Consider the following 24028-nt stretch of genomic DNA (forward strand, 5'->3'; position numbering starts at 1 on the left):
TTGTGACGCTTCGCCGTTGAGCCTTCGACTACAATGATAGAGGAAGCAAAAGGAGTGCGACGATGACTGCCACCACACCAATGAAGATGGAGACCTCCGCAAATGGCTCCACGACGCGCGTTGAGGTTTCTTCTGGTGCGTCCCGCGATTCGGAGAATACGGGATTCCGCACCACGACGCCTCATATGCTCAAGACCTCCAAGGTATATGCCAAGCGTGCCCTGATGGGTGGGCTCTCGGGTTTCCGTTCGCCCGTGGGAATGGACAGGCGCGACCGTGTCCAAGCCATGAGAACGGGTGATATCGGCTTCGTGCATTCCTGGGACATCAACACTTCAGTCGATGGACCTGGTACGCGCATGACGGTGTTCATGAGTGGTTGCCCGTTGCGCTGTCAGTTTTGTCAGAATCCGGATACATGGAAGATGCGCGACGGCAAACCTGTCTATCTGGACGATATGGTTGGACATATCGTGAGATATAAGGACATATTCCAATCCACTGGTGGCGGCGTCACCGTGTCCGGTGGGGAATCGATGATGCAGGCCGCATTCGTCTCTCGGGTTTTTCACGCTGTCAAGAAGGAGGGTGTCGGCACCTGTCTCGATACATCGGGTTTCCTCGGCCGCTCATGGACCGACGAGATGCTTGAGGATGTGGACATGTGTTTGCTTGACGTCAAAAGCGGCGACGAAGAGACCTATCACAGGGTCACCGGTGCGGCGTTGGCGCCGACGATTGAGTTCGGAGAGCGCTATGCGAGGCTCGGCAAGAGGATCTGGGTGCGGTTCGTTCTAGTTCCCGGTCTGACCGATAGTGTGGAGAACGTGGAGAATGTGGCGAAGATATGCGAGCGTTTTGGAGATGCGGTCGAGCATATCGATGTGCTCGGTTTCCACCAGCTTGGCCGTCCGAAGTGGCATGAGTTGCGCATCCCCTATCCGTTGGAGACGTGCGAGGGACCGAGCAGGGAACTCAAGGATCGGGTAAGGCAGCAGTTCCGCGACCACGGTTTCGTGGTGTACTGACCGCATTGCTTCTTCGTGTCGGGACTTGCCTGCAGCGATTGTTCCGGTCAAGGCCGTCAGGCAGTCAATACGCCGCTGTTGCGGACTCCGCAGTCTCCTGTAGCCTGCGGAGTCCGCGTTGTCCATTGTCGGTATCCGTGGTCGTGTGGTTTGTGTACGACCGGCATATGGTGTTGGTTTCGTCGCAAGGCGTGGCATGTGTTACGTTTCGACAATGGTTCGGCGTAGTGTTGTGGGCGGTTGGATCGGCGGTGGAGGTTGAACCGTCGCAACGAACTGAAACAGCCCAGAATACACAGGAGAATGAGGTTGAGCGCTGAACCCAAGCTGCTTGCGGAACCACGTGGGGGCGTTCCTGAAGTGGTGGATACCTTGCGGGGTTTCGAAGAGGCATGCGATCGTCTGGCGTCGGCTGACGGCCCCTTGGCGGCCGATGCGGAGCGTGCGTATTCTTATCGCTATTCACATAAGGACTGGCTCATCCAATTCAAACGTGAGGGCGCGGGCATCGTACTGCTTGATCCGGTGGCGCTGTCGGAGTTGGGTGTGCATTGGGATGTGTTCAATCAGGCCGTAGGCGGTGCCACATGGATATTGCATGATGCCATGCAGGATCTGCCCGGCTTCAATGAAATAGGTTTGAAGCCCGCGTCGTTGTTTGATACGGAGATCGCCGCCAAGCTTTTGGGGCAGCGTAAATTCGGCCTCGCCGCTGTAACAGAGCGCTACCTTGGAGTGACGCTCGCCAAGGAGCATTCGGCCGCAGACTGGTCGTATCGGCCTTTGCCACGTGATTGGCGTAATTACGCCGCGCTCGACGTCGAAGTGCTCATCGAATTGGAGGAAGCGCTTCGCAGGGATCTTGAGGCCGAAGGCAAGTGGGAATGGGCCTTGCAGGAATTCGAAGATATCCTGCGAAAAGGGTTCTCCAGGAAGCGACCAAGCCCAGACCCGTGGATGAACATCTCGCATTTCACTGCTTTGGGACAGGACAGGCGGGCGCAGGCGGTCGCGAAGGCGCTTTGGGAGAAGCGTGATGCATTGGCCCGTGGTTTTGACATCGAGCCGACGCTGCTCCTTTCCGATGCCGCCATCATCGAAGCCGCACTGAAAAAACCTCACAACGCCGCTCAATTTCGTGCCATACGCTCGCTTAATGAACGTGTTCGGCGTAACGCCAGCGGTGAACAGGCGAAGATGTATGAGCGATACGCCCCGATTCAGCGCAAGGTGAAGCCTTCGGTATGGAAACAGGTCATCGAGCAGGCGCTTGAGTTGCCGCGCAGCAAATGGCCGAAACAGGTGCCCGGCAAGGAATCGCGACATGGAAAGGCGCCAAAATCCATGTCGTATTGGGCCAAGCATCATCCGGAACGTCTCGATCGCCTGCGGACGGTGAGAAAGGCTGTGGGGCAGATTGCGGCCCGGACGAGGACACCTGATTCCATGGTGATAAAACCGCAGATATTGCGTAATCTCTGCTGGCGCGATGACGTCGATCGTTTTGACGAAGACGACGTGGCTTCGTTCTTTCGGGAGCAGGGTGCTCGTCAGTGGCAGATAGACCTCACTGCAGAGTCCGTAAGTCGAGCTATCATATGTGGGTTGCCTTAAGGCATAAGTAGTCGTTATCAACAGGAGACCAGCGTGAAAATCAGCGTTAGAAATCTCGAGCCCACCAAGGTGAAGCTCACCGTCACAGTAGACCCAGAAGAGTTTGAGCCGTACATGGACAATGCTCGTAAGGAGATTGGCAAGCAGATCAATATTCCGGGCTTCCGTAAGGGCCATGTTCCGGGCAAGATTGTCGATCAGCGCGTTGGTTATCAAGCGGTGGCCGGCGAGGCTGCAAACAACGCTGTTCCGGAGTTTTATAGCAAGGCGCTGGAGGAGAAGAAGATCAGCGCCATGGCTCAGCCAGAGCTGGACGTTGCCGATCTGCCTTCCTCCGGCAAGGACGACACCAAGCTCAAATTCACGGCTACCGTGGAGCGTCGCCCCGATATCGAGCTTCCGAAGCTTGATGGCATGGTGATTGACGTGGAGAAGGTGGAAGTCACCGATGAGGACGTCGACAAGCGCCTCGACAATCTGCGTCAGCGGTTCGGCACTTTGGTCGGTGTCGACCGCCCAGCCAAGAAGGGCGATTACGCGAACATCGATCTCGATGCGCAGATTGACGGTGAATCGGTCGATTCCCAAGAGGGAGTGAGCTATGAGTTGGGCAGCGGCACGTTGCTCGACGGCATCGATGAGGCACTCGACGGTCTTTCGGCGGGTGAGGAGACCACGTTCGAAGGTACGCTTGAAAGCGGCGAACATGAGGGCGAAAAGGCCCAGATCAAGGTGAAGGTCAATTCGGTCAAGGCTGAGGAGCTTCCAGAACTTGACGATGACTTCGCCCAGGAGGCTTCCGAATTCGATACCTTGGATGACCTCAAGGCGGACATCCGCAAGCAGAGCGAACGCGACAGCGAGGGTCGTCAGGCCAACAACGCCCGCGATGCGTTCATTGCCCGTCTGGAGGACGGCTTGGATATCCCGCTTCCCAAGGGCATCAAGGAGCAGATGGTCTCCGACCAGCTCAAGCAGGTCACGGCGGATCCGGACAAGGCCACTGCCGAGCAGAAGAAGCAGGCTGTGGAGAGCGTCGAGAAGGAGCTGCGTGATCAGATTGTGCTCGACACGCTCTCCGAGCAGATGGATGTTCAGGTGTCCCAGATGGATGTGATGAACTTTCTGATGTCCATTGCGCAACAGTACGGCATGGATCCCAATGCGTTCATCAGCGCCATCGTGAACAACGGACAGTTCGATTCCGCGGTACAGGAGGTTCGTCGTTCCAAGGGGCTGCTCGCGGGCATGCGCGCAGTCAAGTTCACCAGCGATGGCAAGGATCTTGATTTGAGCGCCTTCCTGAACGACGAGGAGTCCGAAGTTGAGGAAGAGGATGAAAGCGTCGAGGCCGCGACCGCTGCCGCTGCAGTGGCTGACGAGATCGCCTCGTCCGATGCGGACAAGACCGAGTGATCGATCGGTTGTATCAATGAGTATGCAAAGGGCCTGAGCCATGTGCTTGGGTCCTTTTTGGTTCGTATGATGTTATCAGCGGACGTTCTTGTACCTGATGCCGGATAGGGATTCAGGCAGGGCCGATTGTTGTGTCTCGTTGTCCGTGTTGCGTACGGGCCACAACATGATGGACGCGGTTCCGCAGGCTCGTGCCGCAGACGGATGAAAAACAATGTATGGCCTGCTTCTTCGACGGCCTACGGTGGGAGGCTCCAATGAAACGGACGGATGCCAGTGGCGTCAGACGCGGTTTGACGACTTTGACGCTGCTTCTCGCTCTTGGCGTGGTCATAGGCTTGGCCTCTGGCCTGCTCGCCGTCATGCTCAAGGTCGTGGAACGCTTCATGATGGGCTACAGTGAGACCGCAGATGTGCCAGGACCGTATGCAGTCGCTTCTTGGCGTCGTGTCACCTCTGTCGTGTTGGGTTCGCTGTTCGCCGGCTTCATCTGGTGGCTGTTGCGCACCCGTACGAGACGCGTTCCTTCCGTCTCCAAAGCGGTGGAGGGCGAAAGCCTGCCGGTCTGGCAGACCACTGTCCATGTCCTGCTACAGATCTTCATCGTGGGTTCCGGCTCGTCGATTGGAAGGGAGGTGGCGCCACGCGAGTTCGCGGCGATGCTCGCACAACGTATGTGCAAGGCGTTCGGCATCGACGGACGTCAGGGACGCGCCATTGTTGCGTGTGCGGCCGCCGCTGGTCTGGCCGGTGTCTATGACGCGCCGCTGGCCGGGGCTTTTTTCGCTGTCGAGATTCTGCTTGTCGACATCAGTATCAGGACCGTTGCGTTGGCTTTGGGAATGTGCGCGGTCTCGGCCTACGTCGCTTCATTCATCAAAGGCGATGCCGTGTTTTACGATATGCGCCTCATAAAGGGTTCGATACCTGACTGGCGGCTGGTCGTATTCGCTGTGATTTGCGGTGTCTGCGCAGGCATGGTCGGCTTGCTTTTCCGTAAGGCGTCATCGTGGGCTCAAACCAACCAGGCGCAGGGAATCGGCATCGTCTGGCAGATGCCATTGGCTGCAATGTTTACGGGCGTGGTTGCCATATGGTTGCCGCAGGTGATGGGCAATGGCAGGACTGCGGCGCAATTCGCCTTCTCTACGGCACCGGGGGGCAAAATGTCGATAAACGCAGGATCGACGCCGGCGACTGCTCCGTCCTTACGATGGGTTGCGCTTGTTATGCTGGCGGTGCTGTTAGCCAAAATGGCGCTTACCGTACTCACGATTCGATCAGGAGCTTCCGGTGGCGTGCTTCAGCCGGGCATAGCCCTTGGTGCTGTTTTGGGTGGTCTGCTTGGTATCTTGGCGTTTCTGGTCTTTCCGGGCTTTGCTGCCCATCTCTCCGTCACGGCGTGTGCTCTGGTGGGTGCCGCCGGTCTTTTGTCGGTGTCGCAACAGGCGCCTTTGATGGCGATGAGCTTGGTGATGGAGCTGACGAACGCACCCTCCTCATACTTACTGCCCATGGCAATCGCCAGTGTTACCGGGTTGGTCGTATCGTGGTGGTTGGAAGCGTCCTTTTCTTCACGTCCTCAGCTCAAAGAGCCTCGGTGTCGCGGAGTTCAGGGTAAGATTTCATAACGTAACAACCGTAGGAACAAGGAGATATGGTGGCAGGATTGCTGACATCTACGCCGTTGATGGCGGCTCCCTCGATGGACGATGGGGACAGCGCCCCGACCGCCATCACGGACCCGATTTTCAACAGGCTGCTCAAGGATCGAATTATTTGGCTTGGTGATGAAGTCAAGGATGCCAATGCCAATGTCATCTGTGCCCAGATGCTGATGCTCGCGGCCGAGGACCCGAAGAAGGATATCTGGCTTTACATCAATTCGCCCGGCGGATCCATCACTGCAGGCATGGCCATCTACGACACCATGCAGCTCATTGAACCGGATGTCGCCACCGTGGCCGTCGGTATGGCAGCGTCGATGGGACAGTTCCTGCTTTCCAGCGGTACTAAGGGCAAGCGTTTCGCAACAAGCCATGCGCGCATCCTTATGCATCAGCCTTCAGGCGGCATCGGTGGCACCGCGACGGATGTGCGCATCAACGCTGAGCTCATCATGGATATGAAGAGGACATTGTCGCAGCTCACTGCTGAACAGACGGGGCACACCCTTGAGGAAATCTATCGGGACAACGAGTATGACCATTGGTACACGGCTCAGCAGGCTTTGGAATATGGTTTCTTCGACAAGATCGTGACCACTCCGGGCACCATGAGTACCTCGGATGCCGCAGGTAAGGATGGTGAATGAGCATGGCCAGTGAAGAGGCGAAATTCGTCGAGCGTGCAAACAGGCTCGCGGGTCCGGCGGGTGTGGCTGGATCGGGCTCACCGCTGAACCGTTACGTCATGCCCCAGTTCAGCGAGAAGACACCTTACGGCATGAAGACCCAGGATGCGTACTCGAGGTTGTTCGAGGACCGTATCATCTTCATGGGCGTGCAGGTGGACGACACCTCGGCCGACGATATCATGGCGCAGCTGCTTGTCTTGGAAAGCCAGGATCCCAATCGCGATGTCATGATGTACATCAATTCGCCCGGCGGTTCGATGACCGCCATGACGGCGATTTACGACACCATGCAGTACATCCAGCCTGACGTACAGACGGTGTGCCTAGGTCAGGCGGCTTCAGCGGCGGCGATTCTGCTCGCGGCGGGAACGAAGGGCAAAAGGCTCATGCTTCCCAACGCCCGCGTGCTCATCCATCAGCCGGCCATTGACCAGGGATTCGGCAAGGCCACGGAGATCGAGATCCAGGCCAAGGAGATGTTGCGCATGCGCGAGTGGTTGGAGGAGACCCTCGCCAAGCACACCGGCCAAAGTGTCGAACGCGTCCGTAAGGACATCGAAGTCGATACCTTCCTTACCGCTGAGGAGGCCAAGGAGTACGGCATGGTAGACGAGGTTCTCGAACGTCGTAAGTGACGGCCTATGGGCTCGGACCGAGCGAATATATGCACCATACCCCGGCGTTCGCGCGTCCGGGGTATTCTGTTGATACTAGCATCGTAAGGAGTTGGTCATGGGGCGAGTGGTGAGCTACAACGAAGACGTGCCGCATTGCACGTTTTGCGGTAAGTCGGAACGACAGGTGCACAAGCTGGTCACCAGCCAGGCGGCCGCCATATGTGACGAGTGCATCGGGTTGTGCGTCGACATCATCTCCGAGGAAGGTCGCGGTGACGCCGAAACGAATATGCTCCGCCTGCCCAAGCCTTCACAGATATACGATCATTTGGACGAGTACGTGGTGGGGCAGAGCGACGCCAAGCGTACGCTGTCAGTGGCCGTGTACAATCATTTCAAACGCGTGAACATGGAGCTTAGGGAGGCCGCCCATCCGGACATACCATCCACGGCGATGCGCGGGGTCAAGGTGGCGAAGTCCAATATCCTGTTGCTGGGGCCGACTGGTGTCGGTAAGACGTATTTGGCGCAGACGCTGGCCGATGTCATGAATGTGCCCTTCGTCATCACAGATGCGACTACGCTCACCGAAGCGGGGTATGTTGGTGACGACGTCGAGACCGTGCTGCAACGTCTGTTGCAGGCGGCTGACGGTGATGTTGACCGTGCCGAGCATGGAATCGTTTACATAGACGAGATCGACAAAATCGCACGCAAAAGCGGAGAGAACACGTCCATAACGCGTGATGTGAGCGGGGAGGGCGTCCAGCAGGCGTTGCTGAAGATTCTTGAGGGGACGATTGCCTCCGTGCCGCTGGAGGGCTCACGCAAGCACCGCGAGGTGGAGAGTGTCAAAATGGACACCAGGGGCATCCTCTTCATCTGCGGTGGTGCGTTCGTAGGCCTCGATGACATCATCAAGACCCGTCTTGGCGCACGCGAAAGTGGGTTCACCGCTTCATGGCGCGAAGGTTCCGGCAGCGCAGTCGAGGCGCATGAGTTGCTCAGCCGCGTCTGTGCGGATGATCTGGTGGAGTTCGGACTTCTCCCGGAGTTCATCGGCCGACTTCCCGTCGTGACCGTATTGGATGAGCTGACCGAGGCCAACCTGCGCGATATCCTCACTAAGCCGGCCAACGCGCTGGTGAAACAGTACGTCAAGCTGTTCGCGGAAGATGGCGTGGAGCTGGAGTTCACGGACGAAGCGGTGGCGGCCATTGCCCATACCGCCATGAGTGAGGGCACCGGTGCTCGAGGACTGCGTTCCATCATCGAGAAAACATTGGAAGACACGATGTTCCGTCTGCCGGAGATGGAAGGTGCCCGGCGGGTGGTCGTGGACGAAGCGCCTGTGGGCACGACTGATGAGCCACGGTTGGTAGTCCGTGAAGGTGTGGACGATGATGGCAAGCTCGGCCTCCTTCGTCGGAAGGTCGCCTGAACTTCGCGCATGGCCCGACTAAGTCGTCTGTCTTATAGGTTGTGTCCTATGTACGGTTGCTTTCGGCCCGGAGCGTTGGAGTTACCTGCCGCCTCGCTAGGTGAAGATGCGGCCTATTAGCATTTCATCGTCCGCCATTCATGCCGGTCATCGCCATCTCGCCGGGTGGGAATCTTGTCGCCATCCGTGGGTGTTCGTTCAACGTTGCAGTCATCGAAAAGCATGTCAGCCGAGCGATGTTGGATGTTTTGCTGGTGTGTCGGTCATGTTCCGGGGCGTGACGGCGATTGCATCGCCATCGGGAAGGAACGCAGTAATGTGATACGCGCAGGACGGGGTTATTGCAGGTCAAGGATCCCGTCATGGCATAGTTTGCAGTCATATAATGGTCACAGGAGCGTTGGGGAGGATCATTATGATCGTTCCCTTCGGTGGAAGCGATGCGACATGCTGCGACACGCTGTTCTTGCGCGACGGTCGGTTGAGCGCTATAGTAGACGAGTTGTCAGGATGAAGTTCCTGATGATGCGCGCCAGTAGCCCAATGGATTAGAGCAGCTGACTACGGATCAGCAGGTTGCAGGTTCGAATCCTGTCTGGCGCACAGAAGGTAATGGTTCCAAGGTTTTATGGCCTTGGGGCCTTTCTTTTTTCGGAATCGGGCACATTTCGGGCACATCGTATGTGCAGGGTCCCCCCCTCAAGCTCACTCCGGCCGCACCGTGTTGCGGCGTATCAGATTCGTCACATCCTCGGGCCGGTATCTGACCTGGCGCCCTATATGCACATACGGAAGCTCGATTTTTTGCGCTCTCCAGGCGTTCAGGGTGCTTACCGGGATCACCAGGATCTCGGTTACCTCCGCAGGAGTGAGCAATTTGGCCGATGTCGCGGCCGTGTTTTCGTTCGTTGGTTCTTGTGTTTGGCTCATACCTGTTCCTATGCGTCAGCGTGCGCCTCCATGAGTTCGAGCTGGTTATCGCTAAACGGAACGAGTTGTTGTCTGACGCATAGAGGTTGGTATGGCAAAAGCATGGATACATGACAAATGGTTGAAGTCCGCCCAGGTCACGACGGCGGATGGGCATAGCAGGAAAGTAGAGCCCCCGTCATCCGTGAAGCGATCGTTGGCGATGTACGCCGACGAGCCGGGGAAGGCGAAGGTGCCCGATGACTTCAGGTCGAAGGACTTCGGTAAAGGCGCGCGCTGGGAGGTGCGCTGGAGGGTTGATGGCACGGGCCGGCGCAAGCTCTTCCGCTACCGGGCCGACGCCGAGGCGTTCATGGCCGAGATCGAGGATAGGATACGGTCGAACCGGTACACGGACCCCAGGGACTCCCGCAGGCCGTTGAGCGAGGTGGCTGACCTGTGGCAGCAGGGGCTGGCGGGCACGGTCAAGGGCTCGACGGAGGGACGGTACCGGCGCGAGCTGCGCTGCTGGGTCCTGCCCAAATGGGGGGAGGTCGCATTGAAGGACATCACCACGGTGGGGATCCAGCACTGGTATGTTGAACTGGCGGAGGGGACGGCACCCTACGCCGGCAAATGGGGCTCCGGCTCCCCGCTGTCCGCGTCCTCGATCCGCTCGGCGGGCAAGATAGTCCTGGGCTCCATCCTGGACGTGGCTGTGGAGAACCGGTGGCTGGAGGCCAATCCCGTGGCCAAGGCGAAAGTGCCGCACAACAGGGCCGTCCAACGGCGAATATACCTGACCCCGCAGGAGATCAAAACCATCGCGGGGCAGATGGACGAGGTCAACGCCACGGTCGTCTACCTGCTCGCGTACACGGGACTGCGCATCGGCGAGGCCCTGGCCCTGCGGTGCGGGGACGTGGGTCTGAGCCGGAACCGGATCAACGTCCTGCGCACCCAGTCGGTCGATGCCAACTACCTCCTGGTGGAGACCCTGCCGAAGGGCAACAGGACCAGGTTCGTGCCGATACCCAGCCAGCTGCTGCCCAGGGTCAAAGCCCTGCTGGAGGGGCATGGACCGGAGGAGTACCTACTGCGCGGGCCCTGGGGAGGAAGGCAGAACACCGCGAACTGGCGGAACCGGGTATGGGCCCCGGCCCTGCAGGACGCGGGCATGAAGGACATAGAGGGCCTGGTCATCCACTCCCTGCGCCACACCTACGCCTCCCTGGCCATCAAAGCCGTCGCGGACGTGAAGACCCTCCAGGCCGTACTGGGCCACGCCTCGGCCACCGAGACCCTGGACACCTACGCGGACCTATGGCCCAATCGCACCGGGGAGGTGGCGGAGGTGATCGGCCAGGATATCCGAATCTGACCGGCACGGAGCTATCTCCATGCAGCGAACATGCTGATAGGTAGCCAGTCTGAGAAGAAGATCGAGGCCCGGATGGCACTTCCATCCTTTTATGAACAGAAGCGCCATCCGTGATTACTTGATGCTTGCCTATTCCTTAATCTAGGAGATGTGGCTTGCTAACCAATTTAATCTTGACATGTTGGCAAGCTTTAAAGTTGAGGCATGACACGAGATGACTATGAGAAAACGCGATTCCGTCAAACTATGGCTGAATATCTACGGCGCAGCGGAGTTCGGGGGTGCGGGGGAATACTTGGGCACACGGTGTTGTGTCGTGTTTTTAGGGTATCAGTCCTTGTGTCTTGCGGTATTGGCTGGGGCATTTGGAACCCAGTGGGCGTTTGATGCGGGTGGTGTTGCGCCAGCCGTGCTTGTGCAGTTTGGACTCAATCCAATCGAGTCACTGGCAGCGTCCCTCGGTGCGGCAGGAATGCTGGCTTAGATTCGGCAACCCGAGATTTAGCAGGTCGAGGATACGTTCGACCAGGGCCGGGTCAGAGTGGTTACCAACTGTTCAGATAACGTTCACGCCGCCTTGGTGCTACAGATGGTTTTCCTAGTAGTTTTCATTGTTGACTGTCCGATCGAAGCTAGAGGAGCAATCGGCAGCTGAATCAGTCTTTCCCAAAGATGTCGAATACTGTAAGATATGGTCAGCGTACCCTGAGCGGGCGTGTCATTTGTGGATTGCGGCCCCATTGCTCTGAGAACATGATGATTAACTGAGGGAATAGCTGCATCTCCTCATCGCCATAATTGCGTAAGCAACAGCATTTGCGTGTAATCACTCGAACCGGGTGTAACCAACAGAAAATTTCTGGCACGAGACACCCACAAACATCCTTTTGCTTTAAAAAGTTGAAAAGTTCTTCATAAATGCAGACTGATATACGCGTTTAGCGTTTGAGCATACTTGACTGCTGTGAAATAGCATGATATACTTTCTCGCAAGTTGATATATCGTGGGTTTGTATCAAGTTACCTAAGGTATCGGTCGCACATAGAAGTGTCTTATATCAAAAGGAGCAATTATGAATAACGTACTTTCTCTTCAACAAACAAGCACTCGTAAGACAGGAGCATCGCCCGATTCGATTTTTTCGCTAGTTTCTGTGGCCGGATGCGGTTGGACAACGCTTATGCCATATAGTACTGCTAGCGTAGTCTTCTGCTAGGAATGGTGCCTTTATGAGGAAGAAACTTGTTGGCACAGTTTTAGCTGCTTTAATTGGTGTGATCATATTTTCCGGGTGTGATGGCACCAACCGGGCTGATCCGACCGTGGATGATGTGGTCAACCATTTTTCGTCTATGGCCAGATACGAAGTGGCAAATGACGGCAGCAAGACCGCTATTTCTGCAGAAAAATCGGGGACCTTATTTGTTCTCGCAACAAGGCAGAACCTCAAAAAGGTAAATGCCAAACGATGCAGAGTAAATGGCAAGGCAATGCATGGTTCTTCTTCAGATTTGAATTATCCAGCAGGTAACGGGCAGAATTATTTCCCCTTTGCTCGAATTCACATTGATCGCAGTGGTGACTATGAACTCACTTGCAGCCAGCCAGATAATGTTAGTTTGATTGCGTTGCTTGATCCCACTGGATAATAACGTAGCTGGACCTCGGAGGCAGGCGTGATATTATGGAGATACAAATTACCCGCTCTGTAGGATTCTTATCCTTTAAAAAGTGGGGCATCTGGTTTCCTGCTGGTTTATCGACCTGCAACTGGGTTTGCGGCGATTGTTATGTCTTTTCCTGTGCAGCCCACAGTATTTGTATGCCGGGAAAGACCCCAATGTTTCATACCATGCGTTTACAAATGAGGGCATTCGGGGCAGATTCAATTGAATTAAGTTATCTTTCTCATTCAAAGATATGCAGGATATTTTTCTCATTTTAATGGTAAATTCTCTTTAATGTAAGAATTGGGCGAAACTTAAAATAGGAGAGACTGATGCCATTAGATAATTTAGGATACCTAAAAATGATATGGAAAAGAAAAACTGGACAATTTGCAGCTTTTTGTTTTATTACAAAAAAGTAGAATATATTGTACTTGTAAAGCGCTTCGTCGGTGAGGAAACAAAAGTAAGTAAATATGCTTTAGTAAAATTACATTTTATGAGGTCCGGTGACTTACAAAATGATTTGGAAGTAGAAGCAAATAGAAAGGGATTACTTGTTGACGCGAAAACACTGCGTGTTTATTTCGGAATAGATTACCAAGAGAATTTGGGGGATATCATCCGTCAGTTTGCTGAAGCGCTCGACAGCGCGATTCCTACTTCCGTGCCTGATAACTTATCGGATGAAGAAAAAAGTGCAATGGTACGGTCTCTTAGCAAAAGTGATTCTGAGGATCCGAGTAAAGTCTACTGTACTAAGGTGAGAAGGAATCCGAACGGTGGACGCCGGAGTGAATTTAATTCTGATAAAACAAAGTTATTGAGACCAAATTTATTCGAGTACCTGAGCAATGATCCAGGAATCAGTTTTTGCTATTCTGCTCAGGCATCCCAAGAAAATGATGATGACACAATCTTGAAACACTTTACAGAGAGCAATGCAATGTGAATCCATCAATCAATGGGGAGCAATGAAATGATGCACAATGCATGTGTAACTGATTGACGAGAACACCTATCAAGTTGGTATGGGTGATAAGGCAATTCCTGCGCTCGATTAATGCCAAACAGAGGGATGGGTGGAGCTCCTCAAAGTTCATGTCCTGCCAAAGATGTCCCTGGGGAACGAGACTGATGGGTAGGGAGGCAAGCTTCACTACGGCACGTACGTGCCAAAACTTCCGCGGTTTTGCATATTCCTAGCTTCGCAAGAACTTTTCGTGGAGCAGTGGTCATCTCCCACAGTTTTCTGAAGTTACAGGAAAAAGTGATGAGAAGATCTGGTATTTCTTGATGTTGGGATATTCGGTCTGCTTCTTGGAACACAGAGTACATGGAGACTCTCCATTGCAATCGGGATCCAACTTTGGTCTGGATTGATGTTTTTGGTGACGGTCTGCAGGTGATTTAGCCAAATTCGACACGACCGCCGACCGTCAGGAAGCTCAAGACAAGGGTGCTCTACCTCTCTACGCCCATTCCATGGACGGAGCCATAGGCTCATCTGTGTTTGAACACCATCCATTGCTGTGCTCTATAAGGCCGTCCTGTCTTCTCCCATGATTTAGCCTCAAATCGTTGGTTTGCTCACTTGGTTAGCCTTGCCTGGACTGATTGTCGCCTGCGGCCTGGTGTTGGGCAACAGACGTGTACCGGGCCGCCTCTTCGGAAGTTTCGTCAGTATCGGAATTGCGCATTCGCGTCCCAAGGCGGGCAACAATTTCCTTTCATCGTTTTTGGATTTAAGATAGTAAAAGTTATATTTTCTGACTAATGCTGAAACTCGTAAAGCGCAAAACTAATGGTTGACTTTTGCTGGCATTCAACTTTTTGACCGGGTTTTCTTTAATGGCAGTTCAGTGTGCTATAAATTATATTGTTAGCTGCAAGCATTGGGTACATTTGGAAGTTCTTTTTCGATTCCACTTGCTTCGGATGTTTTCAAAGATCTTTTATAATATTTACGCTCTGATTTAACCTTGACATGATGGCAGAGCTTGGCGTTGAAAATCCAATCGGGCACATTGATACACTAACGTACCCGTTTCAGCTCGCATCAGTTAATACTTGGAATGTGCTATCACCGGCAGTATTCCAGTCGTTATTACTAACAGTTAAGGGTAGCTAGCATGTACACATACAGCAGCCTTTCTCAACAGCAGGTTGCAGGTTCGAATCCTGTCTGGCGCACAGAAGGTAATGGTTCCAAGGTTTTACGACTTTGGGGCCATTTTTCTTTTCGCAATGGGGTGTATTGTAACTGTCTGGTTATTTTTTGAAGTTGCATTTGCACACCGTCTTTTGAGTCGGCACAGTCGTCCTGAATTCCTCGGGATAACTGTCATTCACCGTCATCGCATGCTGGTTCATATGAATACGATTAAGGCGGTTCATCATGGGGCGGATGTCTGATTGTATCCGCATCTCCATTGCCGTAGACGAGTCTTCCGAACCTGTCTTCGCCTTGGTCTTAAGTATTCTCAACTGACCGTTCGCATGGGTCTGTAGCCTGAACTCCTGCCGAGCCAACTCGGCTTGACCGCCCTGTCGTCAAAGTGCTCCAGGACAATACCTTACCGTAGACGGCTTGCCCTTCAGCCTGGGGCCTCGGATAGAAGCAGCGGCGGGTTGGCATTCTGGTTTTTGATGCATCAAGCTACCGGCTGGATAATCTGACAAGACGTTGAGCGGGTTGAAAGCAGCAACGTTGGTGGCATCTTGCGTCAGGGGAGAGGGAGCTTCGTTGCCGGATTGCCAGATGGGTGGCGCCTGCGATTTCGCAATCTGTGTCTTTTGAGGGTGATGCTGAGGGGGCGGTGACTCTGTTATGTTCCTGCACCAATGGGTGCCGTCTTGTTATGGGTGATGCCTTGTTTTTTGCAGGAAAGGTTCCACCTTGGTCAAGGACCCTCTCAGGCCTTTTGCCTCCAGGGAACTGCAAAGGTGCCCCGGATGGGGTTGCCCCACCCGGAGTGGTGGGGCCTCTCACTGGGGGGGTGACGCCAGTGAGGCAGAAATCGGGTTTGACGGGGTTGTTTCGGGGCGGACACAGTTCCGTCAAACGAGCCGGAGGTTGGTGATTTCAGATTCGTGTTGCGATGAGCAGACCCGTCCCCGTGGCTGTGAGGACGGAAGTGAAATCGTCACTGGCTTCTACGCTTTCCATCAGGTTCCGCATTATGGCCGGTTTTGTGTTGTCCGGAGTTGAGACGCCGGAGCCGATGATGTCCGTGAAAATGATGAATCCTCTGTCTTTCAAGAGATATGAGGCCTGTTTGAAAGTGGGCAGGTAGTTGTCTTTGTCTCCGGAGACGACAATCAGGTCATAGCTTGATGGGTTGAGGCGTGGCAGGAATACCGACGGATCGGCGTTGACAGCCCGCAGGGTGATGTGCTTCTGCCGCTTTTCGGAATCGTCTTCGCCGCCTTGCAGATCGTCGGGTCGGGCATTGATTTTCCCGATTTGCTCCCGTATGGCCGTGATGCCGCGTGCCGAGGAGTCGACGGCCGTCAACTGGCCGTTGTCATCGAGCCCCGCTGCCAAAGCAAGGGCTTCAAGTACTGAACCTGTTCCTACGCTGATGACGCTGGTGGCATGTAGTGCCTTGGTCATGAAGGTCAATAGTTGATTCTGTGCGGCGGAGCTCAGCGGCCAATTCGACTGTTCGGCCTGTGTGCGAGCTCGTTTTTGCGCTTCGGGCTCATTGGCCTGGGCTTGTTGTTCCGCGAGCGCCCACGCCGCGCCTGCACTCTCCTGTGTGGTTTCTGTCATGCTTCACATTCTAGTACCTGCCCTGGCTTGTGAGTTCTGGCGAGGTCTTCCGACTGCGGTTCCTGATTGTGGTTTTCTGATTACCTAGGGCTGGGTCTGCGGAACCGTGTGTAAAGTGGTCGTGCCTGTGCTTTGAGGAGGGAACCGAAGAAAAATCCTACAACAGCGTTGTTCCTGTCTTTTGGCTTAATCGTGAGTTCATGTCGGGACGTTGCTCTCTTCGCTGGGTTTTGTCCGGCTGGTCTTGTCTGGTCACGTCCGGCTGACTTGACTCATACGGTTTCGCCGCTTTGGTTCTCCCCGCTTTACCATGTCAAGTCTGTTTCATTGAGTCAGGCTTGCTTGTGTTGGTGCCGTATGCTGGTCGTCGCGTCGGTTGTGCCGTCGTTTTGGCTGTTCGTTGTCTCGACGGTGCCTCTTCTTGAGGCTATTGTGGAATCCATGTTACTGGCGCTCATTGGCTTCAGTGACGAGCCTCCATATTTCTTCGCCTACGTCGATGCCCTGCGGGCAGGGGCGGCTGCAGGCTCGAATGGATTGACAGGCGTTGATGCCGTCATTGGTCTGTATGCTTTGCAGACGTTGAGTCGACTGGCCATCACGGGAATCGTTGATGAATCGTGATGCCGTGATGAGTGCTGCGGGTCCGACGAATGCTTCTCCGCCCGAATAGACCGGACAGCTCGCTTCGCAGATGCCGCACGAGATGCAGTTGGTCAGTCGTTCGTAGCGTTCGAGTTCTTCAGGGCGCTGCAGGTGTTCGACCATGTCGTGTTCCTCGCCCATACGCTTGTCTACATGGTCCTCATGCCCGGCTGATTCGAGGTATGGCTTCAGTGAACGAATCTGGTTCATCATGCGATCGGTGTCCACGATAAGATCCCTCAATACGGTGAATCCGGCTAATGGTTTGATTTCGATTATCCCGTAATCGGGGATGTCGCATCCGTCTTGTGGAGTTCGGATGTTGGCCTGCGGCGTTTCACCGTCATCGTTTTCGGTAGCAGTACGTCTGAATCCAGATGCGTCCGTTCCCCGCTTTCCCGTTGGGTGTACGGCGTATTCAGCCACGCTTGAAGTACACAGCAAAGCCGCCGTGCCGTTGATCGTCACGGCATCCGCACCACAGATGCCGTGACCGCACGAGTGTCGGAAGGCAAGCGTGGGATCGATGTGGCGTTGTATCTCCAGCAGACAGTCAAGAATCGTCTCGTTGCCATGGACCCTTAGGCTGTACTCCTGCGTCCAGTGTCTCCCGTGAATTCGGTTGGTTGAGGTACGTGCGGCGAAGGGACTCCGGCGTGAGGCAAAAGGATTGCTGCGCCTTGTCGCAAAGGGGCTTCCTGAACGTTGCGCCTGGGATTGTGAAGCACCGGTGTGGGGCGCGAATCGGCTGATTCGCAGTGTCAGCAGGCCTGCTGCTGTAGGTTCTGCCGGGTTTGGTGTGCTGTTTGTTCCGGTTCCGGAAGCCTTGTTCAAGGCGGCAGGTTCATTCTCGACACGAGTCTGCGATTGCCTTGTATGAATGTGGATTCCTTCTGCGCTCATTGTCCGTTCTCCTTCAGTAGACCCGCTGTTTCGGCGGCATGTCGACTATATGCACTGGCTGCCATGATATCGAACCATTCTGGTCTATCATGCTGTGGGCAAGGAAGCCATCATCGTCACGTCCAGTGAAGTCGTTCCTATGGAAGGCCCCGCGTGATTCATGTCGCGATGACGATGCGTTGAGCATTGCCTTTGCCATCGTGATGAGGTTGCGCAATTCCCATATCGCCGTAAGCTCCTGGTTGAAGGACGCACCGGAGTCATGAGCGATCAGGTCTTCGGAGCGTGGGGCAAGATCGTTCTCTATCTGGTCCAACGCAGATTGGATGCCGTCGCCGTCGCAGCGTACGGCGAGTGCTTCGTCCATGATGGTGCCGAGCTGCTGGAGCAGAACATATGGATTGTCTTCACGTTCGGTATGTCCTGCATTATCTGCGGTGCTGTCTGTGCTGGCAGTGACAGCACCGGTACGGATTTCGGCCCGGCTGATGTCTGTCTGAGCCGCATCGCTGTTGGTCGTGGAAGGTGATGAAGCGTGGGAAGGTGTGCACACGGTATCGGAGCGCAACAGTGCCTTCATGTCCTGCAGACGTTTCATGGCAACGCGCTCGCATGCCAGGTTGTTTGCCTCGCAGAGCCGTTCGTCGTCGGAACTCTCCGTCGTGTTTTTCCTTGAAAAAACGGCTTGCGCGATGGACAACCCTGCGCGTTCGCCGAACAGGCAGGCATCAAGTAAGGAATTGCCGCCCAGTCTGTTGGCCCCATGCACGCTGACGCAGGAGCATTCACCTGCTGCATAGAGTCCCTTGACTTCCTTGCGCTGGCCTTTTGTCCAGCGGTAGACATGTCCTTCCGTGGTTATAGGGATGCCGCCCATGGTGTAGTGCGCTGTAGGTTTGACTGCAATCCACTGCACGGTGGGATCCAGTCCGGCATAACGCCGTATGGTTTCGAAGACCTGAGGTAGAGCCGTGTTCATACGTCCCGCGTCGATTCCCGTCATATCGAGCCAGACACAGTCCTTGGGGCCGGTGGGGTCCAAGGGGTCGGGAATACCCCGTCCGGCATCGATTTCAGCCATGATCGAGCGGCTTACTACATCACGGGCGGCCAGATCTCGATGTTCGGGCGCGTAGCGTTCCATGAACGCTTCGCCTTCGGCGTTGCGCAACACGCCGCCTTCTCCCCGTGCCGCTTCGGAAAGCAATATGCCAGTATGTCCCAGACCAGTGGGGTGGAACTGCATGAATTCGATGTCCTCCAGTTGCAAGCCGGCTTTAAGTGCTAGAGCCATGCCGTCCCCCGTCAGATCCCACGAATTGGACGTGGTATGGAACAGTCTTCCCGCGCCTCCGGTGGCGAGCAGCACGTTGTTTGTGACTATGGAGTGTATCGTCCCGGAACGGGTGTCCAAGGCGACGATACCTTGGACACCCGGTTCGTCTGTGACGTCGACGGCATGGTTTGCGATATCTTCGGCTGCATTTGCGATGCCGTTCTTGATCTTCGTGCCAAGGCTGGCCGGTCCTGTCTCTACCACCAGGTCGGTTACATACCATTCCTCAGCGAATTCGATTCCGGCGTGGACGCATTGCTGCCACAGGGCGTAAAGAATTTGATGGCCGATGCGATCGGCCGCATATGCTGCGCGTCGTACCGGCTTTCTGCCGAAATCGGCTGTATGACCTCCGAATTTACGCTGCGCGATATGTCCGTCTTGCGTTCGTGAGAACGCGACGCCGTCGTGCTCGAGCGAGATGACGGTACGGGGCGCCTCTTCCGCGAGAATCCGTGCAGCATCCTGATCGACGAGCCAATCACCGCCCTTGACGGTGTCGTAGTAGTGCCAATGCCAGTCATCGTGTTCCACATTACCCAGACTGGCGGCAATGCCGCCTTCGGCTGATCCGGTATGCGAACGCAGTGCCTGCAGTTTGCATAGAACAAGTATTCTTGGCTCCTTGCCCTGCTCTCGTAGACGCTCGAACTGCGTGGAATGCGATATGGCCAAAGCGGCGGAGAGCCCGGCCGCCCCGGCGCCTACGATCACTGCGTCGTATTTGTCGTTCACTGTGATTTCGCTCATGCTTCGATTTTCCCACAAGCCTTGACTCGTGGATCGACGTGGCGACGTGCGACCTTTACCGTGGGATAATGGTGGCATGTCAGGAACGTTTAATGCCAAGGTGTATGAAGTGGTCAAGGATATCCCTGAAGGTATGGTGGCCACGTACGGACAGGTGGCCGAGCTTGCCGGCGCACCAAGGAACGCCCGTTTTGTAGGCTTCGCTCTCCATCGCAACCCCGAGCCCGGCATCATACCATGCCATCGTGTGGTGTTCCGGGATGGTTCGCTTGCCCCGGGCTTCGCATTCGGTGGACCTGACGAACAGCGGCGGCTGTTGGAAAAGGAGGGTGTGACGTTCATTGCCCCTCCGAATCAGCGCAAGAACCAAGGTCAGGATGGATTCGTGGTAGATCTCGCCCGTTGTCAGTGGCGGCGGTAGGGGAGGAGACGATGCGAAGGCAACCTCTTCGTGTTTCCAGCATTCCAAGCAGCTCCAGCTCGCCCAGGATCTCATTCATGCCGTACACGTCCCATCGGGCGTTCCTTGTCCTGCTTGCCGGACCTTTGGGGGTCGTCCTTTCGTTGAGCATCCTTAAAACGTTGTCATGGTTGGCGATGATGCCTGCTTTCCCACATTGTCGTATGGCCGTGAGCAGTTCTTCCTGCCGCTGATGATGCGGATTTCGCTCATTCATAGAACCGACGCTCTCCACGTCTTCGGAGCATTCAATGCGGCATGGTCTTTGTGCGGTGCGCTCGCCGTCCACTGCGCCTTTTCGGGCTTTGCCGCACTCAAATGAACCATGTTCGTCGGTGTGTGGTGTCATGGAGTCCAGCCCATGCGTGGTCCGTGCCGCGTACCTTTCGCTGATTCGCGTTCCGCTGTCCGTGCAATCTCGGCTTTTCGGTGCGGTCACTCTTTTCTCTTCCGTGGTGTGATTCTTCACGGCGTACATGTTTTCCGCGGGGGATTCTCGGGCTTCGGACGTCGTCGCCCACGTCATAGTGATGGGCTTATGTGGGCTGTGGCATATCTGGTTGACGTCATGTGCCGACGTAAGCAGCATCGCGCGGTTTTCGCTGATGAGATGATTGCAACCAGTATTGTGAGGGGTGTTGATATCCCCAGGGGCCGCGTAGACCTCGCGTCCCAGCTCGCACGCCCACGAAGCGGTATTCAGGGCTCCTGAACGAATCCGAGCCTGCGCCACCACCACAGTGGACGACAGCGCGGCGATGATGCGGTTGCGTAACAAGAACCGTCGTGCCTCGGGAATGGTATCGGGACATAATTCGCTGAGCAAAGCCCCGCCGGAAGCGGTGATTTGCTCGAAGAGCCCTTTGTTGCGTTCAGGGCCGACATGATCGAGTCCTCCGGCGAATATGGATACGGTTTTCCCCGAGTTTTCGGCTCCTAGTCTGGTCCTGCTCTCCAGTGCTCCCCAATGAGCTGCCGCATCGGCCCCATAAGCGCCGCCGGATACGACCAGATGCCCGGCTTCTGCGGCATGTTCGGCAATGTTGCGAGCTACATACCTGCCATATTCATCCACTCCTCTGGATCCAACTATGCCTATGGGCTTAGGGCAGCTCGTCAACGCCGACGCATCGCCATATCCCCACAGACACAATGGGGGAGCCCATTGGCTGCGTATGGCTAGGTCATCGAGTTGCCGTGGCCATAAGTGGCTGCTAGGGCCGATAATCCACAACCTTCCTGATTCGGTAAGCCAGTCGATGAGACTTTGAGGGTCATAGCTGGGAAGTTGTCTAAAACGCGACTGCCACCGCTGTAGGGCACGGTGGAACGCCTTCATGCCTTGGGAATTAACTTTTCGCCCCCAACGTGCCGTACCGGTGGCGAAAGTCCGATCGAGGCATTGTGAGCTGCTGTTGCGTTCATCGTTGTTTGCAAGTGAGATGAGTTCAAGGGTCTGCATAGCGTTTTCACTTCCCTTGATTGTCGCATACATCAACGCATCAGCGCCGTCGATACAGAAGGTCAGCACAGCACGAGCCAAGGTGTCTTCATCGATTCCAAGGCGGGTCGGTACGTCTGCCTTACGGTTCTGTAAAGAATCGACGCGGGTCATGCAGGCTTGCCGACCACATCGATTGGCGTTGTCGTGTCTTTGATTTGTCAGGATTACTGAATCCGGGGCGTTCTTCATTTGTTTTCTTTGTTCTGTTTGCATTCAGTGCTCTTTCGTTCGAAGTGTAATGCTTTGCAGGATTTCCTCGCGGCCTGGCGAAGTCCTTCCGTTAAGATCCGCCAGTGTCCATGCGAGACGAAGGGAACGATCTGCCCCACGAAGGCTAAGACGATTGGCCGTCATCGCGTGGTCAATTATGCTGATGACTGCCCTTGATGACTTGGAGCGCAACCAAGAACCTGAAGCTTGGGCGTTGCAACACCAATGTTGGTCGGAGAAACGTTCTTGTGCTGCCTGTCGCGCCAGCATGACCCGTTCGCGCATTCGCATGCTTGACATTCTTGGTTCGCCGGTATCGATGATATGTTCGATTGGAGGAATTTCGATTTGAATGTCGATACGGTCCAGAATAGGTCCTGAAAGTCGAGAAAAATATCGAAGTCGTTCCCTTTCGCTGCAGGTACAGCGTTCCCCAGTTCCGTACGCGAAGCCGCACGGGCAAGGGTTGGCGGCCATGATTAATTGGAATCTTGCCGGGTAACATGTCGTGCTGTGCGAGCGGGAAAGCACGACGTAGCCCGACTCGAGCGGCTCCCGCAGGGTTTGCAACGCCCGTGGTGAGAATTCGGGCGCCTCATCCATGAACAGTACGCCGCAATGTGCTTTCGTAATCGCCCCGGGCTGGGCTATACCGGGACCTCCACCGACGAGAGACGCTGTTGATGCGGTGTGGTGCGGTGCTTCGAATGGCGGCACGTCGCTGATGCCGTAGCTACTCAAAGTGCCGCACAGTGAGCGTATGGAGGCTACCTCAAGCTGTTCTTTTTCGTTCAATGGAGCCATAATGCCAGGAAGGCGCGAAGCAAGCATGGTCTTGCCTGAACCCGGAGGCCCGGTCATGAGCATGTGGTGTCCACCGGCGGCCGCCACCTGAAGCGCCCATTTGGCGTATTCCTGGCCGACTACTTCGGCCATGTCGCCTATTGCTGGAGCATGGGCGGCCGTGTTCTCGTCGGTATCTTCCGCGAATGTCTGGCTGTTTTTGAACTCATATGAGGCCTTTCCTCCCATCATCTCGATCAGTTCACCCAAATGCCTTACCGGTATCGTCTCCATGCCTTCCACCAATGCGGCTTCTTCCTGGTTGCCTTCGGGGATGAACATACGTTTGATGCCATGTTCTTTGGCGAACAGGATGATGGGGAGCAATCCTTGTATGGGTAGTACGGACCCGTCAAGATTCAGTTCGCCGAGCACAATTGTCCGTGACAGGCTGTCATGATCAATGACGCCGGCCGCGCTCAGCACGCTGATGGCTATCGCCATGTCGTGGGACGAACCTCTTTTTGGCATGGATGCTGGGGAAAGGTTCACGGTGACCCTAGTTTGTGGCCAAGCGAATCCACTGGCTTGGCAGGCGGATTTCACACGTTCACGCGCCTCGCTCAATGAGGCGTCAGGCAGTCCGATAATCGAGAAATACGGCAAACCCGGGGAAATGAACGCCTGCATTTGGATGGTGAACGCCTTCAGACCGACCAGCCCGACGGACATGGCATTGCCGATTACCATCAGAACGCCCCTGGTATCCAGTGGACCAGCACATGGCCGTCATGCACCCACAGTGATATAGCGTCGAAACGAATCTGCGTGTGCTTGAAGTTCCTGCCTGGTCCAGAAAGCCATGAGACTGCGGTTCTGCGCAGGTTGAGCTGTTTGTGTCTGGTGATAGCCTCCTGAGGTGTTCCATAGTGCAGCGTCCTACGGGTCTTGACTTCCACGAAGACGAGAGTGTCGTCGCGCTCGCGCATGATGATGTCGAGTTCGCCGTGACGGCTGCTCCAATTGCGGGCAAGGATCTGCCAACCGCGTTCCTTAAGCCACTGTGCTGCATATTGTTCACCGAAGGCACCCAATTTACGTGGGGAAAGCCTTTCGTCACATAGGATCCGTTCAATGTTCTGGAGGGATGCCTCTTCCATTGCGATTCCCGCCGCACGCGGTTGTCCTTCTGGTGAACTGTTCGAGATCGCAACGAGGTTTCTTGCAGCCTC

19 protein-coding genes and 1 tRNA gene are annotated in these 24028 nt (G+C 55.3%); 13 read left to right on the top strand and 7 right to left on the bottom strand.

Features of this window, described 5'->3' with window-relative positions; translation table 11 throughout:
- Nucleotides 1-185 precede the first annotated feature (185 nt).
- The 8 genes from pflA to BBOMB_RS00835 all read left to right on the top strand — a co-directional run bounded on the left by pflA (nt 186) and on the right by BBOMB_RS00835 (nt 9075).
- The gene (gene pflA / locus BBOMB_RS00800) at nt 186-1028 is read left to right on the top strand and encodes a pyruvate formate-lyase-activating protein (protein WP_044086806.1); all 843 of its coding nucleotides are present in this window, start codon (nt 186-188) and stop codon (nt 1026-1028) included.
- Between the two features lie 303 nt (nt 1029-1331).
- Nucleotides 1332-2642: an HRDC domain-containing protein gene (locus BBOMB_RS00805; RefSeq protein WP_081867194.1), complete on the top strand. Its 1311-nt coding sequence runs from the start codon at nt 1332-1334 to the stop codon at nt 2640-2642.
- 33 nt (nt 2643-2675) lie between these two features.
- The gene (tig, locus tag BBOMB_RS00810) at nt 2676-4058 is read left to right on the top strand and encodes a trigger factor (RefSeq protein WP_044086365.1); all 1383 of its coding nucleotides are present in this window, start codon (nt 2676-2678) and stop codon (nt 4056-4058) included.
- Between the two features lie 257 nt (nt 4059-4315).
- A complete protein-coding gene (locus BBOMB_RS00815; protein WP_081867351.1) occupies nt 4316-5689 on the top strand; it encodes a chloride channel protein in 1374 nt (457 codons plus the stop codon).
- A 59-nt stretch (nt 5690-5748) separates the two neighbouring features.
- Nucleotides 5749-6372 carry an ATP-dependent Clp protease proteolytic subunit gene (locus BBOMB_RS00820; protein WP_044086810.1) on the top strand — a complete coding sequence of 208 codons (624 nt, stop codon included), beginning with the start codon at nt 5749-5751 and terminating at the stop codon, nt 6370-6372.
- A gap of 2 nt (nt 6373-6374) precedes the next feature.
- On the top strand, nt 6375-7049 hold the full coding sequence (locus tag BBOMB_RS00825; RefSeq protein ID WP_044086811.1) for an ATP-dependent Clp protease proteolytic subunit: 675 nt from the start codon (nt 6375-6377) through the stop codon (nt 7047-7049).
- A 97-nt stretch (nt 7050-7146) separates the two neighbouring features.
- Nucleotides 7147-8472: an ATP-dependent Clp protease ATP-binding subunit ClpX gene (gene clpX, locus BBOMB_RS00830; protein WP_044086367.1), complete on the top strand. Its 1326-nt coding sequence runs from the start codon at nt 7147-7149 to the stop codon at nt 8470-8472.
- 529 nt (nt 8473-9001) lie between these two features.
- Nucleotides 9002-9075: transfer RNA gene (locus tag BBOMB_RS00835), tRNA-Arg, on the top strand.
- Nucleotides 9076-9177: 102 nt separating this feature from the next.
- Here BBOMB_RS00835 and BBOMB_RS00840 read toward each other — a convergent pair.
- Nucleotides 9178-9402 carry a helix-turn-helix domain-containing protein gene (locus BBOMB_RS00840; RefSeq protein WP_044086369.1) on the bottom strand — a complete coding sequence of 75 codons (225 nt, stop codon included), beginning with the start codon at nt 9400-9402 and terminating at the stop codon, nt 9178-9180.
- Nucleotides 9403-9604: 202 nt separating this feature from the next.
- On the opposite strand from BBOMB_RS00840, the gene BBOMB_RS07445 reads away from it, so the two are divergent.
- From BBOMB_RS07445 to BBOMB_RS00860, 4 genes are all read left to right on the top strand, one after another.
- The gene (locus BBOMB_RS07445; RefSeq protein WP_238549906.1) at nt 9605-10762 is read left to right on the top strand and encodes a tyrosine-type recombinase/integrase; all 1158 of its coding nucleotides are present in this window, start codon (nt 9605-9607) and stop codon (nt 10760-10762) included.
- Between the two features lie 220 nt (nt 10763-10982).
- Entirely contained in the window at nt 10983-11246 is a 264-nt protein-coding gene (locus BBOMB_RS00850) for a hypothetical protein (protein ID WP_044093265.1), read from the top strand.
- Nucleotides 11247-11992: 746 nt separating this feature from the next.
- Nucleotides 11993-12412: a hypothetical protein gene (locus BBOMB_RS00855; RefSeq protein WP_044086374.1), complete on the top strand. Its 420-nt coding sequence runs from the start codon at nt 11993-11995 to the stop codon at nt 12410-12412.
- Nucleotides 12413-12782: 370 nt separating this feature from the next.
- A complete protein-coding gene (locus BBOMB_RS00860) occupies nt 12783-13382 on the top strand; it encodes a DUF6037 family protein (RefSeq protein ID WP_330934722.1) in 600 nt (199 codons plus the stop codon).
- A gap of 2133 nt (nt 13383-15515) precedes the next feature.
- Here the strand turns inward: BBOMB_RS00860 and BBOMB_RS00870 are convergent.
- From BBOMB_RS00870 to BBOMB_RS00880, 3 genes are all read right to left on the bottom strand, one after another.
- Nucleotides 15516-16205, bottom strand: a complete 690-nt coding sequence (locus tag BBOMB_RS00870) for an O-methyltransferase (RefSeq protein ID WP_044086380.1) — start codon at nt 16203-16205, stop codon at nt 15516-15518.
- A 444-nt stretch (nt 16206-16649) separates the two neighbouring features.
- Nucleotides 16650-17753 carry a succinate dehydrogenase/fumarate reductase iron-sulfur subunit gene (locus tag BBOMB_RS00875; RefSeq protein ID WP_081867195.1) on the bottom strand — a complete coding sequence of 368 codons (1104 nt, stop codon included), beginning with the start codon at nt 17751-17753 and terminating at the stop codon, nt 16650-16652.
- 13 nt (nt 17754-17766) lie between these two features.
- The gene (locus BBOMB_RS00880) at nt 17767-19839 is read right to left on the bottom strand and encodes an FAD-binding protein (protein ID WP_044086382.1); all 2073 of its coding nucleotides are present in this window, start codon (nt 19837-19839) and stop codon (nt 17767-17769) included.
- Nucleotides 19840-19915: 76 nt separating this feature from the next.
- On the opposite strand from BBOMB_RS00880, the gene BBOMB_RS07795 reads away from it, so the two are divergent.
- Nucleotides 19916-20260 (top strand): MGMT family protein, encoded by a 345-nt coding sequence (locus BBOMB_RS07795; RefSeq protein WP_044086385.1) that lies wholly within the window; start codon nt 19916-19918, stop codon nt 20258-20260.
- On the opposite strand, the gene BBOMB_RS07450 is transcribed toward BBOMB_RS07795, so the two are convergent.
- From BBOMB_RS07450 to BBOMB_RS00900, 3 genes are read right to left on the bottom strand one after another with little or no spacing between them, the layout of a single operon-like run.
- On the bottom strand, nt 20178-22016 hold the full coding sequence (locus tag BBOMB_RS07450) for a DNA-processing protein DprA (protein WP_052377320.1): 1839 nt from the start codon (nt 22014-22016) through the stop codon (nt 20178-20180). The genes BBOMB_RS07795 and BBOMB_RS07450 overlap by 83 nt on opposite strands.
- On the bottom strand, nt 22017-23546 hold the full coding sequence (locus BBOMB_RS00895; protein WP_044086386.1) for a YifB family Mg chelatase-like AAA ATPase: 1530 nt from the start codon (nt 23544-23546) through the stop codon (nt 22017-22019).
- On the bottom strand, nt 23546-23956 hold the full coding sequence (locus BBOMB_RS00900) for a YraN family protein (protein ID WP_044086817.1): 411 nt from the start codon (nt 23954-23956) through the stop codon (nt 23546-23548). The genes BBOMB_RS00895 and BBOMB_RS00900 overlap by 1 nt, the downstream gene beginning before the upstream one ends.
- Nucleotides 23957-24028 lie beyond the last annotated feature (72 nt).

Source organism: Bifidobacterium bombi DSM 19703 (assembly GCF_000737845.1).
Classification (GTDB): domain Bacteria; phylum Actinomycetota; class Actinomycetes; order Actinomycetales; family Bifidobacteriaceae; genus Bifidobacterium; species Bifidobacterium bombi.